Annotated in this window: 16 protein-coding genes; 7 read left to right on the top strand and 9 right to left on the bottom strand. The window is 61.8% G+C overall.

Annotation, left to right across the window (positions count from 1 at the left end; all coding sequences use genetic code 11):
* Positions 1-229: 229 nt before the first annotated feature.
* Both KW846_RS13935 and KW846_RS13930 read right to left on the bottom strand, forming a co-directional pair.
* On the bottom strand, positions 230-988 hold the full coding sequence (locus tag KW846_RS13935; protein WP_218482838.1) for a CHAD domain-containing protein: 759 nt from the start codon (positions 986-988) through the stop codon (positions 230-232).
* A gap of 128 nt (positions 989-1,116) precedes the next feature.
* Entirely contained in the window at positions 1,117-1,395 is a 279-nt protein-coding gene (locus KW846_RS13930; RefSeq protein WP_007973587.1) for a hypothetical protein, read from the bottom strand.
* 221 nt (positions 1,396-1,616) lie between these two features.
* Here KW846_RS13930 and KW846_RS13925 point away from each other — a divergent pair, with 221 nt between their 5' ends.
* Positions 1,617-2,654 (top strand): patatin-like phospholipase family protein, encoded by a 1,038-nt coding sequence (locus KW846_RS13925; RefSeq protein ID WP_116580055.1) that lies wholly within the window; start codon positions 1,617-1,619, stop codon positions 2,652-2,654.
* A gap of 143 nt (positions 2,655-2,797) precedes the next feature.
* On the opposite strand, the gene KW846_RS13920 is transcribed toward KW846_RS13925, so the two are convergent.
* The 6 genes from KW846_RS13920 to kdpF all read right to left on the bottom strand — a co-directional run bounded on the left by KW846_RS13920 (position 2,798) and on the right by kdpF (position 10,927).
* The gene (locus KW846_RS13920) at positions 2,798-3,487 is read right to left on the bottom strand and encodes a response regulator (protein WP_218482836.1); all 690 of its coding nucleotides are present in this window, start codon (positions 3,485-3,487) and stop codon (positions 2,798-2,800) included.
* Positions 3,488-3,535: 48 nt separating this feature from the next.
* The gene (locus KW846_RS13915) at positions 3,536-6,187 is read right to left on the bottom strand and encodes a sensor histidine kinase KdpD (protein WP_218482834.1); all 2,652 of its coding nucleotides are present in this window, start codon (positions 6,185-6,187) and stop codon (positions 3,536-3,538) included.
* A 131-nt stretch (positions 6,188-6,318) separates the two neighbouring features.
* Complete coding sequence (kdpC, locus tag KW846_RS13910) at positions 6,319-6,864, bottom strand: potassium-transporting ATPase subunit KdpC (RefSeq protein ID WP_116580133.1); 546 nt, start codon at positions 6,862-6,864, stop codon at positions 6,319-6,321.
* Between the two features lie 201 nt (positions 6,865-7,065).
* Positions 7,066-9,123: a potassium-transporting ATPase subunit KdpB gene (gene kdpB / locus KW846_RS13905; protein WP_218482832.1), complete on the bottom strand. Its 2,058-nt coding sequence runs from the start codon at positions 9,121-9,123 to the stop codon at positions 7,066-7,068.
* Between the two features lie 11 nt (positions 9,124-9,134).
* Positions 9,135-10,829, bottom strand: a complete 1,695-nt coding sequence (gene kdpA, locus KW846_RS13900) for a potassium-transporting ATPase subunit KdpA (RefSeq protein ID WP_218482831.1) — start codon at positions 10,827-10,829, stop codon at positions 9,135-9,137.
* Positions 10,830-10,837: 8 nt separating this feature from the next.
* On the bottom strand, positions 10,838-10,927 hold the full coding sequence (gene kdpF, locus KW846_RS13895; RefSeq protein WP_007899818.1) for a K(+)-transporting ATPase subunit F: 90 nt from the start codon (positions 10,925-10,927) through the stop codon (positions 10,838-10,840).
* A gap of 343 nt (positions 10,928-11,270) precedes the next feature.
* Between kdpF and rfbB the strand changes: the two genes are divergently transcribed.
* The 6 genes from rfbB to KW846_RS13865 all read left to right on the top strand — a co-directional run bounded on the left by rfbB (position 11,271) and on the right by KW846_RS13865 (position 16,800).
* Positions 11,271-12,353, top strand: a complete 1,083-nt coding sequence (gene rfbB, locus KW846_RS13890) for a dTDP-glucose 4,6-dehydratase (protein ID WP_218482829.1) — start codon at positions 11,271-11,273, stop codon at positions 12,351-12,353.
* Positions 12,350-13,225: a glucose-1-phosphate thymidylyltransferase RfbA gene (rfbA, locus tag KW846_RS13885; protein ID WP_102700312.1), complete on the top strand. Its 876-nt coding sequence runs from the start codon at positions 12,350-12,352 to the stop codon at positions 13,223-13,225. The genes rfbB and rfbA overlap by 4 nt, the downstream gene beginning before the upstream one ends.
* A 46-nt stretch (positions 13,226-13,271) precedes the next feature.
* A complete protein-coding gene (gene rfbD, locus KW846_RS13880; protein WP_218482827.1) occupies positions 13,272-14,141 on the top strand; it encodes a dTDP-4-dehydrorhamnose reductase in 870 nt (289 codons plus the stop codon).
* Positions 14,142-14,401: 260 nt separating this feature from the next.
* A complete protein-coding gene (gene eat, locus KW846_RS13875; RefSeq protein WP_218482825.1) occupies positions 14,402-15,766 on the top strand; it encodes an ethanolamine permease in 1,365 nt (454 codons plus the stop codon).
* A 141-nt stretch (positions 15,767-15,907) separates the two neighbouring features.
* Positions 15,908-16,075, top strand: coding sequence for a DUF2897 family protein (locus KW846_RS13870; protein ID WP_079246726.1), 168 nt, complete (start codon positions 15,908-15,910; stop codon positions 16,073-16,075).
* Between the two features lie 167 nt (positions 16,076-16,242).
* Positions 16,243-16,800: a TetR/AcrR family transcriptional regulator gene (locus tag KW846_RS13865; RefSeq protein ID WP_218482823.1), complete on the top strand. Its 558-nt coding sequence runs from the start codon at positions 16,243-16,245 to the stop codon at positions 16,798-16,800.
* On the opposite strand, the gene fabF is transcribed toward KW846_RS13865, so the two are convergent.
* A complete protein-coding gene (gene fabF, locus KW846_RS13860) occupies positions 16,797-18,071 on the bottom strand; it encodes a beta-ketoacyl-ACP synthase II (protein ID WP_218482821.1) in 1,275 nt (424 codons plus the stop codon). The genes KW846_RS13865 and fabF overlap by 4 nt on opposite strands.
* Between the last annotated feature and the right edge of the window lies 1 nt (position 18,072).

The raw sequence follows: 18,072 nt of genomic DNA, 5'->3' as shown, positions 1-18,072 counted from the left end.
ACCTCAGGGATCGGAAAAAGATGAGGGGGATCTTAACCATCTGGCGAGAGGGATACATCGCCTATTCCGGACAAATTGACTGACAGATAAGTCGCGCAGGCTTCACGTCGAACATAAAACCCTGTGGGAGCGGGCTTGCTCGCGAAGACGGTTTGTCAGTCACCAACAATGTCCGGGCTGATGGCCTTTTCGCGAGCAAGCCCGCTCTCACATTTGTTCGGTGGTGATCTCAGGATTTGAAGCAATCGCGACTGAGCTTTTCCAGCACCCGGTCCGCACGCTGTTCAGCTTCCGCCATGGTGGCTGTCCAGACCGCGACACAGGGCTGCAGATCCGTTTCCTGCTCAGCCATGGCCAGCCATTGCACGCAATCGTGCCAGTCACCCAGCGCGCCCTGGGCCGATTTCAATCGGGGCATGGCCGCTTTCGGCAAACGGTCCAGCTCGGGGTAAGCGTCGATGCCATAGCGTACGCGCTTGATAAGCAGGCGTAGCCGATGACGGTCGTGGGCCGGGTCGTGCAGTGCTTCGTCGAGTTTTTTCCACTGTTTGCCCAGGCGTTTTTCGATGCGCTTGCGCAGGCCCTTGAGCAATCCCTGGCGCTGGGCAGCGCGCAGAAAACGCGGAAACGCATCGAGGACGATCAGCAATTGCGCGAGCTGGGGACTGGCCGCCACGGCCGGATAGGCTTCGGCCATTTGCGCCATGCGCCACTGTGCAGCTTGGGGTTGACCGTACTGAAGCAGGTAAGCCGCCAGCACTTCGCGATCACGCAACGGCGTGGTCAGATCACCCACCCGCGAGGCAGCCGCTTCCAGTTGTTCGACACCGGGTAAACCTTGCAAGGGTCGCAACAGGCTGCGTAACCGACGCATGGTGGTGCGCAGATCGTGTAAAGCTTCAGGGTCGGTGCGCTCTTTCAAGCGGGCCTGACAGGCCAGCAGACGAACTTCCAGGCTCAGGACATGAGCCACCAGCCGATCGATCATGGGGGTTTACTCCGTAAACAACGCCATACATCTGTAGGAGCTGGCTTGCCAGCGATGGCGACATCAGGTCGCATAATGTTCAACGGCCTATCGCCGGCAAGCCGGCTCCTACAGGACTAGCAGAGTTTTCAACGCCCCGCGCGCGACTCACGAATATAGAAGCGGGCCTTCTCGGCTTTCCTGGTGCAGCCTTCGAACCCTTCGAATTGCTGCTGGGTCTTGGCCGCGGTTAACAGCGACAGGGCCTTGGAGTAGCTGACGGTCCCGGCGAAACCTTCGGCTTTGGCCAGGTCCAGTTCATGCCATGCCGCATCCAGGTTACTTCCGCAACTGTCGCGGTAGGCGGTTTTGCCGGCACAACCGGCGAGCGCCAGGGCAATCAATGGCACGCAGATCCAGGCTTTCATCACTTACTCCTCAAAAATAGGTTAACAGTCATGCAGATAAGACGGTGTGGCAGCTGAAAAGTGCCGTTGGTCCGCTGTGCGAACTATAGCGCTGACGCGAACAACCCTGTGCCGCCATGGAGTGTCGAAAATACGACGCTCTTGCCCCCTCGAACGACCATGACGATTGAAGCATGCCCCTCGATGGGTGCATTGTTGAAGCATTCAAACGAGGGCGATTCATGAAAAAGCGTGTCGCACTGGTATTGGGCTCGGGTGGAGCCCGGGGTTACGCACATATTGGGGTCATTGAAGAGATCGAACGGCGCGGCTATGACATTGCCTGTATCGCCGGTTGCTCCATGGGCGCGGTGGTGGGCGGGATCTATGCCGCCGGCAAACTCAACGATTACCGCGACTGGATCGAGAGCCTGGATTATCTCGACGTGTTGCGCCTGGTGGACGTCAGCTTTCGTCTGGGAGCGATTCGTGGCGAGAAGGTGTTCGGGCAGATTCGCAAGATCGTCGGCGAGATCAACATCGAAGACCTGCGCATCCCCTATACCGCCGTTGCCGCCGACCTGACCAACCAGCAGGAAATTTGGTTCCAGGAAGGTTGCCTGCACCAGGCGATGCGCGCCTCGGCAGCGATTCCCAGTCTGTTCACCCCGGTGATGCAGGGCAACCGCATGCTGGTCGATGGCGGCATTCTCAACCCGCTGCCGATCGTGCCCGTGGTGTCGAGCCATTGCGACCTGATCATCGCCGTCAACCTCAACTCCACCAACCAGCGCCACTACCAATTGCCGGTGATCCAGCGCCCCGCCGCGTTCAAGACCCGCTTCGACAACCTGATCAGTTCAGTCGGCTCGAAGTTGCCGTTCCGGCGTAAACAGGCGGAACAATTGTTGATCCTGGAGCAGGAAGCGTTGAAAGCCGAAGGGGCGGATTTCAACCCGTGGATCGAGTCCGCCGAACCCGAAGCCCAGCAACCCGCGGCCGCCCCGGAAGCCAGTGGCGCGCCCCGCTCCGCCACCGGTTCGTTCATCATCGACAACGTCGGACCGGCGTCCTTGCTCGACTTGATCAACCAGAGTTTCGAGGTGATGCAGACGTCGCTGGCGCAGTACAAGATCGCTGGGTATCCACCGGACATCCTGATCAACGTGCCCAAGCGCGTGTGCCGGTTTTTCGAGTTCTACAAGGCGCCTGAGCTGATCGCGCTGGGACGGGAGATTGCGCGGGATACGCTGGATCGGTATGAGAATGAACAGAATTGAAAGCCTGAAAGTTCTCGATTGAATGTAATGCCCTCTTCGCGAGCAAGCCCGCTCCCACATGGGATTTTGTGTACACCAAAGATTCACTGTGGGAGCGGGCTTGCTCGCGAAAGCGCCAGATCAGTCACCACAAAATTTCAAAACTACTCACTCAACAACCGATACCCCACCCCCGCCTCGGTCACGATAAACCTGGGTTGGGTCGGGTCGTCCGCCAGTTTCTGGCGCAAGTGCCCGACCACGATGCGCAGGTAGTGAGTGTCTTCGGTGTGCGTCGGCCCCCAAATGTCCTTGAGCAATTGCTGCTGGGTGATCACCCGCCCTGGATGCCGCGCCAGTTGCGCCAGCACGGCGTATTCCTTGCGAGTCAAGGCGACTTCGCTACCGTCGAGCAGCACCCGGCGATACGCCAGGTCGACCGTCAATGGACCGAAGTTCAGCGCCGCTGGCTGGGCTTCGCCCACGGGCGCCTGGCGCAGCAACGCACGAATCCGCGCCAGGAATTCCTGGATGCCGAACGGCTTGGTCACGTAGTCATTGGCGCCGCCATCCAGGGCCTCGACTTTCTGCCCTTCACCGGCGCGTACGGAGAGCACCAGCACCGGCACCGTCGACCACTCGCGAAAATCGCGCAATACCTGCTGGCCGTCCATGTCCGGCAAGCCGAGGTCGAGCACCAGCAAGTCCGGTTTGTTCAATGCTGCCTGGGCCAGGCCTTCACTGCCCGTGCCGGCCTCCAGCACTTTGTAGCCCTGTGAAGCAAGGCTGATGCGCAGGAATTTGCGGATCTGCGGTTCGTCGTCGATGACCAGGATGGTCGCGGTCTGGCTCATGAGTTCACATCAACACAAAGAAGTGGCAAGAGATTAGCGCAAGCAGGATCAGGCTTCACTCTCGTATCCCGGCTGAGCCTGTAGCGGCAGGTGCAACGTGATGCAGGTGCCGCGCCCCTCGATGCCGTCGGCGACGCTGATACGCCCGCCATGGGCACCAACCATGCCCTGACAGATCGCCAGCCCCAGCCCGGTCCCCTGCCCACCCCGATCACCTCGTGCCGCGGTGTAGAACATGTCGAAAATCTTCGCCCGATCCGCCTCCGGAATCCCCGGGCCTTCATCGCTGACCGAAAAGAACAGCTCACCGTCGTCGGCCCCGGCGCGCAATTGCAAACGCCCGTGGGGCGGCGAAAACCGCGCGGCGTTTTCCAGCACGTTGACCAATGCCTGTTCGATCAGCGCGGCGTGCACATACAGCAGCGGTAACTCGGCCGGCACGTCGGTGCTGACTTGCAGCGGCGCAAGGACTGCGCGCAGGCGATTGAGCGCACTGCCGACGATATCGGCCGGTGACACCCAGTCCCGCGCCAGCTTCAAGGCGCCGTGGCCGAGGCGGGTCATGTCGAGCAGATTCTGGATATAACGATCAAGACGCTCGGCTTCATCGCGGGTGCCTTCGAGCAGTTCACGCCGGTCCTCCAGCGGGATCGCTTCTCCCAGGGCCAGCAGGCTATCGATACTGCCGCGCATGGACGTCAAGGGTGTGCGCAAATCGTGGGACACCGAAGCCAGCAAGGCACTGCGCAACTGCTCGGTTTCACCGTGCAGCCGCGCCGCTTCCAGATCATCGGCCAGTTGCGCCCGGGCCAGCGCCTGGGCCAGCGGCTGGCTCAGCGCGGTCAACAAACGACGGCGCTGGCCGCTCAGGGTCTGGCCTTCCTTGGCGCACACGCCAAGCAGCGCGAGCGGGCCGTCCTCGACCGATAACGGCCACCACCACCAGCGGCCGAACGGCAAGGTGCCGGTGCCCGCACCTGCCGGTTGATCGTGCTGCCAGGCCCAATCGGCGGCGGCGCGCTCAGCTTCGGTAAACTCCAGCGGGCCACCGGTTTCGACTTTCCAGCCGCTCTGCCCGTCGCGATTGAGCAGACACAGTTGCACGTCGCTCCAACCGTTGAGGTGCTGGGCGGCCGCACTGACCACGGCCTGGCGGTCGGTGGCGGCCGTCAGTTTGCGTGACAGGTCGAGCAATTCAGTGGTCTCTTCCTGGGTATCGCGCAGTGCCTGCAATTGCCTGCGCTGGCGCGCCGCGAGGTTGCCGGTGAGGGCTGCCATCAGCAGGAAAAACAGCAAGGTCAGCACGTCTTCTTCGCGCTGGATGCTGAAAGAAAAAGTCGGTGGAATAAACAGGAAGTCATAGGTCAGGAACGACAGCGCCGCACAGGCCAGCGCCGGCCCGAGACTGCTGCGCACCGCCACCAGCAACACGGCGGCGAGGAACACCAGTGAAATATTGGGCAGTGGCAGGACACTCGCCACCGCCCAGGCCAGGGCACTGGCCAGAACCGTCGCGACCACGGCCAGCGCGTAGTCGAACCAGACCAGTGCCCCCATCGACCGCTGATGGGGTTGATGCTGTTCGTGGTCGCTGTCGAGAACGTTGATTTCCAGTCCGCGCGCATTGCGCAACAGTCGCGCCGCCAACCCGCCACCGAACAGGCGTCGGCGCAATCTCGGTCGGGACTGGCCGACCAGCACCAGGCTGGCACGACGCTCGGCAGCATGCTGGATCAGGGTTTTCGCCACTTCACCGGCGCGCAGCAACACCACTTCACCGCCCAGACGTTCGGCCAGTTGCTGGGCGCTCTGCAGGCGCAGGCGGGACTGCTCGTCACGCACTCGACCGTTGTCCACGTGCACCAGGCTCCAGGGCAGGTGCCGCCGTTGGGCCACGCGACTGGCATGCCGTACCAGACGCTCGGCCTGGGCATCGCCGTCCACCCCTACCAGCAAACGCCCGCGCACCGCTGGCGCCGCTTGTCCGAGTTGGCGATAGCCCAGAGCCAGATCGTTATCGACCTGAGCCGCTGCGGTTTGCATCGCCAGTTCGCGCAGGGCTGTCAGGTTGGTCTGGGAAAAGAACGCGTCAATGGCCGCCCGCGCCTGCTCCGGCACATAGACTTTGCCATCGCGCAGGCGCTCGAGCAGTTCCCGTGGCGGCAAGTCGATCAGCAGCAATTCGTAGGCTTCTTGCAGCACCCAGTCCGGCAAGGTCTCACGGACCTGCACGCCGGTGATGCCACGCACCTGATCGTTGAGGCTTTCCAGGTGCTGGACGTTGACTGTCGTGTAGACATCGATGCCGGCGGCGAGCAGTTCCTGAATGTCCTGCCAGCGTTTTTCGTGACGGCTGCCGGGTGCGTTGGTGTGCGCCAGCTCGTCGACCAGCACCAGTTTCGGTTTGGCTTTGATCAGCCCGTCCAGGTCCATTTCTTCGAGCAACACACCACGGTATTCCGAGCGCACCAACGGCTGCTGCGGCAAGCCGCTGAGCAGTACTTCGGTTTCGGCGCGACCGTGGGTTTCGACGACGCCGGCAATGACCTTTACCCCTTGGCGCAACTGAGTGTGGGCCGCCTGGAGCATGGCGTAGGTCTTGCCGACTCCGGGGGCGGCGCCGAGAAATACCTTGAGCCGGCCACGGCCATCGCGGGGCAGGTCTGCTAACAGCGCGTCGGCGCGGCCGGAGTTGCTCATGCTTGGAGTTCTCGTCTTTCAGATGTTGATGTAGTGATTGTCAAACCGTCTTCGCGAGCAAGCCCGCTCCCACAGGAGTACGCATTCCAATTGTGGGAGCGGGCTTGCTCGCGAATGGCAGCACCACGGACCTAAAGCTTTTCCAGCGCCAGATTCAACTCAAGCACATTCACCACAGGCGGGCCTACCAATGGCTGCTCGATGTGCGCGTCCAGCAGCTGTTGCAGTGACGCGACCGGCAGGTTGCGCGCCGCCGCGACACGCGCCAGTTGATAGGCAATCGCCGCCGGTGGCAAGTGCGGATCGAGACCGCTGCCCGAGGTCGTGACCAACGCCAACGGCACCGGCCCCTGGCCGGGCACCAGCAGCTTGCCGGCTTCGTCGATCACCCGCGTGGCCAGGGCCGGGTTGCTCGGCGACAGGTTGCTGGCGCTGCTCGATACGGTGGCAAAGGCACCGGCCGAAGGACGCGGGTGGAACCAGGCGTCGCCGACGAAATCCTGGGCGATCAGCGAGGAACCGCGGACCTTGCCTTCGGCATCGCGCACCAGGCTGCCGTTGGCCTGATCCGGGAACGCGACCTGGGCCACGCCTGTGACCACCAGTGGATAGGCGACGCCGGTGATCAGCGTCATCAGGACCAACAGGCTCAGGGCCGGGCGTATCAATGTGGACATTTCAAAATCCTCGAATTCACGGAATACTCATCACTCATGGGCACACCCATCACCTGTGGCGAGGGAGCTTGCTCCCGTTCGGCTGCGAAGCAGTCGTCAGCCGGGTATGCGATGCGCCCGAAAAATACCTATGGTCTGGACGGGGCTGCCATGCAGCCCAGCGGGAGCAAGCTCCCTCGCCACAAAAACCAGCACCGACCATCAAACCAGATGCAACGCCGTCAACAGCATGTCGATCGCCTTGATGCCCACGAACGGCACCAGGATCCCGCCCAGGCCATAAATCAGCAGATTGCGTCGCAACAGCGCCGCCGCACTCGCCGCCTGCACGCGCACGCCGCGCAATGCCAGGGGAATCAGCACCACGATGATCAACGCGTTGAAAACGATCGCCGACAGAATCGCGCTCTGCGGGCTGCTCAGGTGCATCACGTTGAGCACACCCAGTTGCGGGTAGATCGCGGCGAACAGCGCCGGCAGGATCGCGAAGTACTTGGCCACGTCGTTGGCGATGGAAAAGGTCGTCAGCGCACCGCGGGTGACCAGCAATTCCTTGCCGATCTGCACCACGTCCAGCAACTTGGTCGGGTCGCTGTCGAGGTCAACCATGTTGGCCGCTTCACGTGCCGCTTGCGTGCCGTCGTTCATCGCCATACCGACGTCCGCCTGGGCCAGTGCCGGGGCATCGTTGGCGCCGTCGCCGCACATGGCGACCAGACGCCCGTCGTTTTGCTCGTGGCGAATGCGCGCCAGTTTTTTCTCCGGCGTGGCTTCCGCCAGCACATCGTCCACACCGGCCTCAGCGGCGATGGCGGCTGCAGTCAACGGGTTGTCGCCGGTGACCATGACCGTGCGAATGCCCAGCTTGCGCAACTCGGCGAAACGCTCGCGGATACCGGGCTTGACCACGTCCTTGAGGTGGATCGCGCCGAGCAACTTGCCGTCGGCGCAGACCAGCAAGGGGGTGCCGCCACTTTGTGCGATCTTGTCGATCTCGCGGGACAAGGCCGGTGCCAGGTCAGCACGTTTCAGGCCGACGAAGGCCAGCAATGAATCCACCGCCCCCTTGCGGTACACACGCCCTTGATAGTCGACACCGGACAAGCGGGTTTCGGCACTGAAGGGCACGGCTGTCAGCAGGTCGGCGGACGGTTCCGGTTGCGGATGAGTGCCACGCAGGTACTCGACGATCGACTTGCCTTCAGCCGTGTCATCGGCCAGCGACGCCAGCAACGCGCCTTCGGCCAATTCCCTGGCTGTTACGCCAGGCGCGGCATACACCGCCGAGCAACGACGGTTACCGAAGGTGATGGTGCCGGTCTTGTCCAGCAGTAGGACGTGCACGTCCCCCGCCGCTTCCACCGCACGCCCGGACTTGGCGATCACGTTCAGCCGCACCAGACGATCCATGCCGGCGATACCGATGGCCGACAACAGGCCACCGATGGTGGTCGGAATCAAGGTGACCAACAGCGCCACCAGGAACACCAGCGGTAGGCTGCCATTGGCGAAGTGGGCGAACGGTTGCAGGGTGACGACCACCAGCAGGAAGATCAGGGTCAGGCCGATCAGCAGGATGTCGAGCGCCACTTCGTTCGGGGTTTTCTGGCGTTTGGCGCCTTCGACCAGGGCGATCATGCGGTCCAGGGTCGATTCGCCAGGGTTGGCGGTGATCTTTACCAACAGCCAGTCGGACACCAGCCGTGTATTGCCGGTGACGGCCGAGCGGTCGCCGCCGGACTCACGAATCACCGGGGCCGATTCACCGGTAATCGCCGCTTCGTTGACCGCTGCGATGCCTTCGAGCACTTCGCCGTCACCGGGGATCATCTCCCCGGCTTCGACACGCACCACATCGCCCTTGCGCAGACTGGTGGCCGGCACGACCTGAAAGGTGCCATTGCTGGTTTTGCGCCGGGCGCTGAGGCCTTCGCTACCGGCCTTGAGGCTGTCGGCACGGGCCTTGCCACGACCTTCGGCCAAGGCTTCGGCGAAGTTGGCGAACAACACGGTGAACCACAGCCACACGGCAATTTGCGCGGCGACGAAGGTCGGTACGGCCGTATCGGGAATGAAGCACAGCACGGTGGTCAGGACCGCGGTCAGTTCGACCACCAGCATCACCGGCGCACGCTGCAATTGCCGTGGGTCGAGCTTGACGAAGGCTTGTACCAGCGCCGGGCGCCACAGGGCCGAGATCGCGGTTTTCGGTTGTTCCGGCGCCTTGACGGCGACGGTTTTGGATACGGGCATATTCATCTTCAACTTCCTCAGAAGGCCATGCTCAGATGTTCAGCAATCGGGCCCAGCGCCAAGGTCGGCAGGAATGTCAGGCCGCCCACCAGCAAAATGGTCACGGTCAGCAAGGTCACGAACAGCGGGCCATGGGTCGGGAAGCTGTTCTGGCCGATCGGTGCGGTTTTCTTCATCGCCAGGCTGCCGGCCAGGGCCAGAACCGGGAGGATGTAACCGAAGCGACCGATCAACATACCCAGGCCCAGCATCAGGTTGTGAAACAGCGTGTTGGCACCGAAGCCACCGAACGCCGAACCGTTGTTGGCACTGGCCGAGGTGTAGGCGTAGAGCAACTGACTGAAACCGTGGGCGCCGGGATTGCTCACCGAGGCCACCGGGCCTGGCAGGCTGGCGGCAATCGCGCCGAGCACCAATACGCCAATCGGCATGACCATCAGGGTCAGCACCAGCAATTGCACTTCCCTGGCTTGCAGCTTCTTGCCGAGGTACTCCGGCGTACGACCGATCATCAGGCCAGCGAGGAACACCGCGATCAGCACGTTGAGCAACATGCCGTAGAGCCCGGCACCAACGCCGCCGAAGATCACCTCGCCGACCATCATGTTGACCAGCGCGACCATCCCGCTCAGCGGGTTGAGGCTGTCGTGCATGCCGTTGACCGAACCGTTGGACGCGGCCGTGGTGGTCACCGACCAGAGCACCGTGGCGGTAGTGCCGAAACGCGCTTCCTTGCCTTCCAGCGGCGCAGTCTGCTCGACGGCGACGTTGTTCAGGATGGGGTTCGGCTGGTATTCAGCCCATAGTGAGGTCGCGCCGCCGATCAGGAACAGCGCCAGCATGCAGGCAATGATTGCGCGACTCTGACGCAGGTCCTTTACGTAGTGGCCGAAGGTGAACACCAGTGCCACCGGGATCAGGATGATCGAGGCCACTTCGAACAGGTTGCTCCAGGCCGTCGGGTTCTCGAACGGATGCGCCGAGTTGACGCCGAAGAAGCCGCCACCGTTGGTACCCAATTGCTTGATCGCAATCTGGCTGGCAGCCGGGCCCAGTGGAATGACCTGGTCGACGCCTTGCACCGTCACCGCATTCACGTACTGCGCGAAGGTTTGCGGCACGCCCTGCCAGACCAGATACAGCGCCAGCAACAGGCACAGCGGCAACAGGCCGTAGAGGGTGGCGCGGGTCATGTCGACCCAGAAGTTGCCCAGCGATGCAGTGGATTTGCGCCCGATGCCGCGGCACAGCGCAACCAGTACGGCCAGGCCGGTGGCGGCGCTGACGAAGTTCTGCACGGTGAGGCCGGCCATCTGGCTCAGGTAGCTCAGGGACGCTTCGCCGCTGTAAGCCTGCCAGTTGGTGTTGGTCATGAAACTGACGGCGGTGTTGAACGCCAGCGTCCACTCCTGGCCCGGCAGGTTTTGCGGGTTCAGCGGCAAATGGTCCTGGAACAACAGGATCGCGAACAGCAGCACGAAACCCGCAAGGTTGAAGGCGAGCAAGGCCAGCGCGTACTTCTGCCAGCTCTGTTCGGCGTGCGGATCGACGCCGGCCAGGCGATAGCAACCGCGTTCGACGGGGCCCAGGACCGGCGAAAGCCAGGTGCGCTGCCCCTCCATGACCTTGTAGTAGAAGCGCCCGAGAAACGGCGCCGGGACCAATACCAGGGCGAAAAACCCGAGGATCAGCCAATAGTCATAACTGTGCATAGCCGCTCCTAGTTCCGGTCCGCGCGCAACAGCGCAACCAACAGATAAATGAACAGCCCCACTGCCAACAGCAGTGACACCCCGTCCAGAACGCTCATGGAAGTTCTCCGTGTTACGGCGTATTGCCGCGTGTGGAGTCATTGTCGGAAAAGAGGCTGTAAAGGAACGAGACCGAGGGTGCGGGCCGGGCATAAAGAATGCGTAAAGAGTGGGTTTACGCTGGGGTTACGGGGTGCGCGATGGCGTTCCGGTACGCAAAAAACCGCGAGGGTCGTACCTGGAACTCCAAATTGTGCGCAAGAGTAGTGAGTGACGGCGGCAACTCATGGATAATCGAACCTGATCGGCGCGACGCAACCAAATGGGTCAAGAGCTCTTGCACCTCCCCGCTCGCGCCTGCAAGCTACCGCCATTCGCATTACTGAAAAAGGCTGGCCCAACGTGCGTATCCTCATTACCGGCGGAGCCGGCTTCATCGGCTCGGCCCTTGTTCGCGAGCTGATCCAACACACCGGGCATGAAGTGCTCAACCTGGACAAACTGACGTATGCCGGCAATCTCGAATCACTGACCAGCATCGCCAACGACACGCGCTACGAGTTCGTTCAGGCCGATATTGTCGACCAGGCCACCGTCAGTGCTGTGCTGGCCCGCTTCCAGCCTCACGCGATCATGCACCTGGCAGCGGAGTCCCACGTCGATCGTTCCATCGACGGGCCATCGGAATTCATCCAGACGAACATCGTCGGCACCTACAGCCTGCTCGAAGCTGCCCGTGCCTATTGGCAAGCCCTCCCGGAGCCCGAGAAAAGCGCATTCCGCTTTCATCACATCTCCACTGACGAGGTTTACGGCGACCTGCACGGTGTCGACGACCTGTTTACGGAAACGACGCCCTACGCCCCCAGCTCGCCCTACTCCGCCAGCAAGGCTGCGTCCGACCATCTGGTCCGCGCCTGGCAGCGAACCTATGGCTTGCCGGTGCTGCTGACCAATTGCTCGAACAATTACGGGCCTTTCCACTTCCCCGAGAAACTGATTCCGCTGGTCATCCTCAATGCCCTGGCCGGCAAGCCGCTGCCGGTGTATGGCAATGGCCTGCAAGTGCGCGACTGGCTGTTCGTCGAAGATCACGCCCGGGCACTGCTCAAGGTGGTAACCACCGGCACCGTCGGCGAGACCTACAACATCGGCGGGCACAACGAACAAAAGAACATCGACGTGGTGCGCGGCATCTGCGCCCTGCTCGAAGAACTGGCACCGCATAAACCGGAAGGCGTTGAGCATTACGCCGACCTGATCACGTTCGTCCAGGACCGCCCTGGTCATGACTTACGTTACGCAATCGACGCCGGCAAGATTGAACGCGAACTGGGCTGGGTGCCCGAAGAGACCTTCGAAACCGGCCTGCGCAAAACCGTTCAATGGTACCTGGACAACCTGGAGTGGTGCCGCCGTGTCCAGGACGGCAGCTATCAAGGTGAACGCCTTGGCGCCATCAATCCCAAGGAGCTGCTCGCATGATGAAAGGCATCGTTTTGGCGGGTGGCTCGGGCACGCGCCTGCACCCGATTACGCTCGGCGTGTCGAAGCAGCTGTTGCCGGTCTACGACAAGCCCATGATCTACTATCCGATCTCGGTGCTGATGCTGGCCGGCATCAAGGATATCCTGCTGATCTCCACCCCGCAGGATCTGCCGCAGTATCGCAATCTGCTGGGTGACGGCAGCCAGTTCGGGGTGAACTTCAGCTTTGCCGAGCAGCCTTCACCGGACGGTCTGGCCCAGGCTTTCCTGATTGGCGAGGAGTTCATCGGCGATGACCCTGTGTGCCTGATCCTGGGCGACAACATCTTCCACGGTCAGCACTTTGGCGAACAGTTGCAGAACGCGGCACAACGCTGCTCCGGCGCCACCGTGTTCGGTTACTGGGTCAAGGACCCCGAGCGCTTCGGTGTCATCGACTTCGACAGCGACGGCCGTGCGCTGTCGATCGAGGAAAAACCGAAAAAGCCGAAATCCAGCTATGCCGTTACCGGCCTGTATTTCTACGACAATGACGTGATCGAGATCGCCAAGGCGGTGAAACCTTCGCCTCGCGGCGAGCTGGAAATCACCGACGTCAACAACGCCTATCTGCAACGCGGCGACCTGCAGGTCGAGCGTTTTGGCCGAGGTTTCGCCTGGCTCGACACCGGCACCCACGACAGCTTGCTCGAAGCCTCTCAATACGTGCAGACCATCGAACACCGCCAAGGCCTCAAAGTCGCCTGTCTCGAAGAAATAGCCTATGAAAATGGCTGGATCGACCGCGAACAGCTGCTGGAGCGCGCCCGGTACTTCGGCAAGACGGGTTATGGCCAGTACCTGGCCAAACTGGCAGGGGATGAGCAATGAACCTGTGTGAGCCCGATTTGCCTCGTGAGGAGACTGGGCTGCAGCCATGAAAGTACTCATCAATGGCCGCAACGGCCAGGTCTCGCATGAGCTGCAACGGCGGCTGGGGGCTGTCGGCGAACTGATCGTATTGGGTCGCGATCAGCTCGATCTCGCGCAACCCGATCAGATTCGCCGCCAGGTGCAAAACGTCAGGCCCGACCTGATCATCAACGCGGCGGCCCATACCGCGGTTGACCTGGCAGAAAGCGAGCCGCAAGCAGCCTTTGCCATCAACGCAATCGCTCCCGGCATCCTCGCCGAAGAGGCGCTGGCTCTGGACATTCCGTTGATACATTACTCCACGGACTATGTTTTCGACGGGTTGAAAGCCGGCCCCTACAACGAGGACGACACACCCAATCCGCTCGGGGTATACGGCAAGAGCAAGCTGGCCGGTGAACAGGCCATCAAGGACGTGCAAGGTAAACACCTGATCCTGCGTACCAGTTGGGTCTATTCAACCCATGGCCGCAACTTTCTGCTGACGATGCAGCGCTTGCTGCAAGAGAAACCGGAGTTGCGTGTAGTCGCCGATCAAATCGGAGCCCCTACCTGGGCCGGCACAATCGCCAACAGCACCCTTGCCCTGATTGAACACTGGCAGGCGAACGAAGTGGCCAACTGGGGCACTTATCACCTGAGCGCACAAGGTGAGACTTCCTGGTTCGGCTTCGCCCAGGCAATCGGTGAAGCATTGCGACAGCAGGGCAAACCCTGCGCCGCCCTGTTACCTATCCCGTCCAGCGACTATCCGACGCCTGCCGCCCGGCCGCTCAACTCGCGCCTGGACTGCAGTCGCTTGCAACGGGATTGGGGCGTCAGCCAACCTGACTGGCAGACGGCGCTGCGCGAGTGCCTTACCGAACAAACCTGAACATCAACGGCAGCCCGCACCTGCTTTGAAACACAACGTATCCGCATCGCAGCGGCGTCGTGTAGCAGACAGGCGGGCTTGCTCGCGAAAGCGGCATTTGCAGCAACGACGCCCCCGACTGATGCACAAAGTTCGCACAACCAGTCGCGAACATCCCCGATACGACGCCTTTCAGCCCATTACGACGCACACTCGCGAAATGGCACGCCCACTGCACTGGCCTCCCCCCGAGCGTTCCAAACCACTCAGGGAGCAAGTGCATGAACACACAACTCAAACCCACGCTGGGCACGTTGCATCTGTGGGGCATCGCGGTCGGGCTGGTGATTTCCGGGGAGTATTTCGGCTGGAGTTATGGCTGGGGCGTGGCCGGAACCTTGGGCTTTCTGGTGACCTCGTTCATGGTCGCCACCCTGTACACCTGTTTCATCTTCAGTTTCACCGAGCTGACCACCGCCATTCCTCACGCAGGAGGTCCCTTTGCCTACAGTCGTCGCGCGTTCGGGGAAAAAGGCGGATTGATCGCCGGCCTGGCGACATTGATCGAATTCGTCTTCGCCCCGCCGGCGATTGCGCTGGCCATCGGCGCCTATCTCAATGTCCAGTTTCCAGCCCTGGACCCGAAACACGCGGCAGTCGGTGCCTACATCCTGTTCATGGGTCTCAACATTCTCGGCGTGAAACTGGCGGCGACCTTCGAGCTGGTGGTCTGCGTGTTGGCGGTCGCTGAACTGCTGGTGTTCATGGGCGTGGTCGCGCCGGCGTTCAGTTTCAGCAACTTCGCCCTCAATGGCTGGGCCGGCACCGACGTGTTCGGCGCTCCGGCGATTGCCGGGATGTTCGCGGCGATCCCCTTTGCCATCTGGTTCTTCCTGGCCATCGAAGGCGCCGCCATGGCCGCCGAAGAAGCCAAGGACCCGAAACGCACCATTCCCAAAGCCTACATCAGCGGTATCTTGACCCTGGTGCTGCTGGCGATGGGCGTGATGTTCTTCGCCGGTGGCGTCGGCGACTGGCGCACCCTCTCAAACATCAACGACCCGCTGCCCCAGGCGATGAAAACCGTGGTCGGCGAAAGCTCGGGCTGGCTGCACATGCTGGTGTGGATCGGCCTGTTCGGCCTGGTGGCGAGTTTTCACGGGATCATCCTTGGCTACTCGCGCCAGTTCTTCGCCCTCGCCCGCGCTGGCTACCTGCCGGCGTCCCTGGCCAGATTGTCGCGCTTCCAGACGCCGCACCGGGCGATCATCGCCGGCGGCGTGATCGGCATCGCGGCGATCTACAGCGACGGTCTGATCAACCTCGGCGGAATGACGCTGACGGCGGCGATGATCACCATGGCGGTGTTCGGCGCCATCGTCATGTACATCATGAGCATGCTCAGCCTGTTCAAGCTGCGCAAAACCGAGCCGAACCTGGAACGTACCTTCCGCGCCCCGTGCTACCCGCTGGTGCCGTTCATTGCGCTGATGCTGGCAGTGGTGTGCCTGGTGGCGATGGCCTGGTTCAACACCTTGATCGGCCTGATCTTCCTGGGCTTCATGGCCGCAGGTTTCGTGTACTTCACGCTCACCGCGCAATTGCGCGCCGACGCACCGGCGGATGCGATGCTGACCGGACATTGAATGCGTTCGGGTGAAGCTTGAACAACAGGCATAGAATGGGGGTGATAGCGATGGAACTGCGATGAAACCCCGTCACTCAAAGAGCTATACGCGATTGGTTGGCGAATCCTCGTCGACCCGCCTGCTTTCAAGGAGAGTCCTATGCCCTGGTATGCCTGGTTGATTCTGGTCGTTGCCATCGGCTCGATCGTTGGTGGTCTGATGATGCTGCGCGACACCGCCAACAAAGTCGAACTGACCGAAGAGCAACGTAAGCGCGTCGCCGAACGCAATGCGGAAATGGACGCCAAGGAAGCGCAGGACCGCTGAATGAAAACCCCGCCTTGAACGGCGGGGTTTGTTTTTGCGTGGCTAGCCCTGAAATCATGCCGCTTTGTACCCATATCGAAGCATCTGCATGCTTTTTAGACGTAGAAGTACAGTCACCATGCAATTTTCATTGGTTAATATGGGCCGCATTGATGCGGAGATATCAGATGCGTTACTCGCAGGACCATAAAGCCCATACCCACCAACGCATAATCAAGGAAGCTTCAGCACGATTTCGACGCGACGGTATCGGCGCGACCGGGCTGCAACCCCTGATGAAAGCACTGGGCCTGACTCACGGCGGCTTTTACTCGCACTTCAAGTCCAAAGACGAACTGGTGGAAAAAGCCTTGCAAGAGGCTGGTGCACAAGTCGACGAACTGTGCGCGCAAATCTTCGCCGAGGAGCATCCACTCGAAGCCTTCATTGACGCTTACCTATCCGAATGGCATCAAACCTCACCCCACGAAGGCTGCCCGCTGTTGACCATTTCTTCGGAACTGGGGCTGCGTGGCCAACCGAGCCCGACCAGCGACGTCGTGCTCCAGGCCCGACTCGACCAGATCCGGCACACCCTTGACGGAGAGCACACCGCTGAGCGAAGCATCGTCATCATGTCTACGCTGGTCGGCGCCTTGCTGTTATCGCGCAGCGTGGCCGACGCCGGGTTTGCCCAACGGATTCTCGACGTCGCACGCGAACACCTCAAACACCCGCAGGACTAACCCTGCCAACGCTTGAACAACACGCTGGCATTGACCCCGCCAAATCCGAAGCCGTTGGACAACGCATATTCGATGGCCATCGGCCGTGCGCTGCCATGAACAATGTCCACGCCCTCAGTGGCAGGGTCCGGGTTTTCGAAATTGAGGGTCGCCGGCACGACCTGGTCGCGGATCGCCAGCAGCGTAAAGATCGCTTCGAGTCCACCCGCAGCACCGAGCAAATGCCCGGTCGCCGACTTGGTTGATGTCACGGCAATGCCGTTTTGCGCACCGAACAATGCCTTGATCGCCGCCAGCTCACCCAGATCCCCCACCGGAGTCGAGGTTGCATGAGCATTCAGATGCTGGACCTGAGCCGGTGAAACACCAGCCTGTACCAATGCCAACGACATCGCTCGCCGCGCACCGCTGCCGTCCTCGGGACCGGCGGTCAGGTGATAGGCATCGGCGCTGGTGCCGTAGCCGACCAGTTCCGCCAGTGGCTTGGCGCCCCGGGCCAGCGCATGGTCCAGAGACTCGATGACCAGCAGCCCGGCCCCTTCACCCATGACAAAGCCATCGCGACCACTGTCGAAAGGTCGTGAAGCGCGCTCAGGCGTGTCGTTGTACGCACTGGACAGGGCGCGAGCAGCCGCGAACCCGGCAAGGCTGACCCGATCGATCGCCGCCTCCGCACCGCCGCACACCGCGATATCCGCCTCACCCGCGCGAATTATTCGCGCCGCGTCGCCAATCGCCTGTACCCCGGCGGCGCATGCCGTGACCGGCGCACCCAATGGCCCCTTGAAGCCATGCTGGATCGACACATGACCGGCCGCGAGGTTGACCAGAAATGAAGGAATGGTGAATGGAGACAAACGCCTCGGACCACGGCTATCGGTAGTACGCACCGCGTCGGCAATCGCGCCGAAACCACCCACGCCGGAACCGATGATGGTGGCCGTGCGCTCCTGGGCATTGGCATCCAGCGCTTGCCACCCGGCTTGCTCCAGCGCCTGACGCGCGGCTTCCATGGCGAACAGAATGAAGCGGTCCATTTTCTTCTGCTCCTTGGGTGGGGTCGCCCGGTCCGGATCGAAACCCGCCTGGGGATCATCAGCCAGCGTCGGCACCGCACCGCCGACCTTGGCCGGCAGATCGGCAACCACCTCATCCGGCAGATTGCGCAGCCCGGAACGCCCGGCCAACAGCCGCTCCCAGACCACTTCGACACCGCTCCCCAGCGGCGACACCAGGCCCATGCCTGTTACAACCACACGACGATCACTCATA

The organism is Pseudomonas sp. PDM32 (assembly GCF_019219225.1).
GTDB lineage: Bacteria > Pseudomonadota > Gammaproteobacteria > Pseudomonadales > Pseudomonadaceae > Aquipseudomonas > Aquipseudomonas laurylsulfatiphila.
The sequence above is the reverse complement of the archived record's forward strand: the minus strand, read 5'-3'. Positions and strand labels throughout refer to the sequence as shown.

Coding starts and splice junctions, on each gene's coding strand:
- KW846_RS13935 (WP_218482838.1), bottom strand. CDS start 988: ATGATCGATCGGCTGGTGGCTCATGTCCTGAGCCTGGAAGTTCGTCTG.
- KW846_RS13930 (WP_007973587.1), bottom strand. CDS start 1,395: ATGAAAGCCTGGATCTGCGTGCCATTGATTGCCCTGGCGCTCGCCGGT.
- KW846_RS13925 (WP_116580055.1), top strand. CDS start 1,617: ATGAAAAAGCGTGTCGCACTGGTATTGGGCTCGGGTGGAGCCCGGGGT.
- KW846_RS13920 (WP_218482836.1), bottom strand. CDS start 3,487: ATGAGCCAGACCGCGACCATCCTGGTCATCGACGACGAACCGCAGATC.
- KW846_RS13915 (WP_218482834.1), bottom strand. CDS start 6,187: ATGAGCAACTCCGGCCGCGCCGACGCGCTGTTAGCAGACCTGCCCCGC.
- kdpC (WP_116580133.1), bottom strand. CDS start 6,864: ATGTCCACATTGATACGCCCGGCCCTGAGCCTGTTGGTCCTGATGACG.
- kdpB (WP_218482832.1), bottom strand. CDS start 9,123: ATGAATATGCCCGTATCCAAAACCGTCGCCGTCAAGGCGCCGGAACAA.
- kdpA (WP_218482831.1), bottom strand. CDS start 10,829: ATGCACAGTTATGACTATTGGCTGATCCTCGGGTTTTTCGCCCTGGTA.
- kdpF (WP_007899818.1), bottom strand. CDS start 10,927: ATGAGCGTTCTGGACGGGGTGTCACTGCTGTTGGCAGTGGGGCTGTTC.
- rfbA (WP_102700312.1), top strand. CDS start 12,350: ATGATGAAAGGCATCGTTTTGGCGGGTGGCTCGGGCACGCGCCTGCAC.
- rfbD (WP_218482827.1), top strand. CDS start 13,272: ATGAAAGTACTCATCAATGGCCGCAACGGCCAGGTCTCGCATGAGCTG.
- eat (WP_218482825.1), top strand. CDS start 14,402: ATGAACACACAACTCAAACCCACGCTGGGCACGTTGCATCTGTGGGGC.
- KW846_RS13870 (WP_079246726.1), top strand. CDS start 15,908: ATGCCCTGGTATGCCTGGTTGATTCTGGTCGTTGCCATCGGCTCGATC.
- KW846_RS13865 (WP_218482823.1), top strand. CDS start 16,243: ATGCGTTACTCGCAGGACCATAAAGCCCATACCCACCAACGCATAATC.
- fabF (WP_218482821.1), bottom strand. CDS start 18,071: ATGAGTGATCGTCGTGTGGTTGTAACAGGCATGGGCCTGGTGTCGCCG.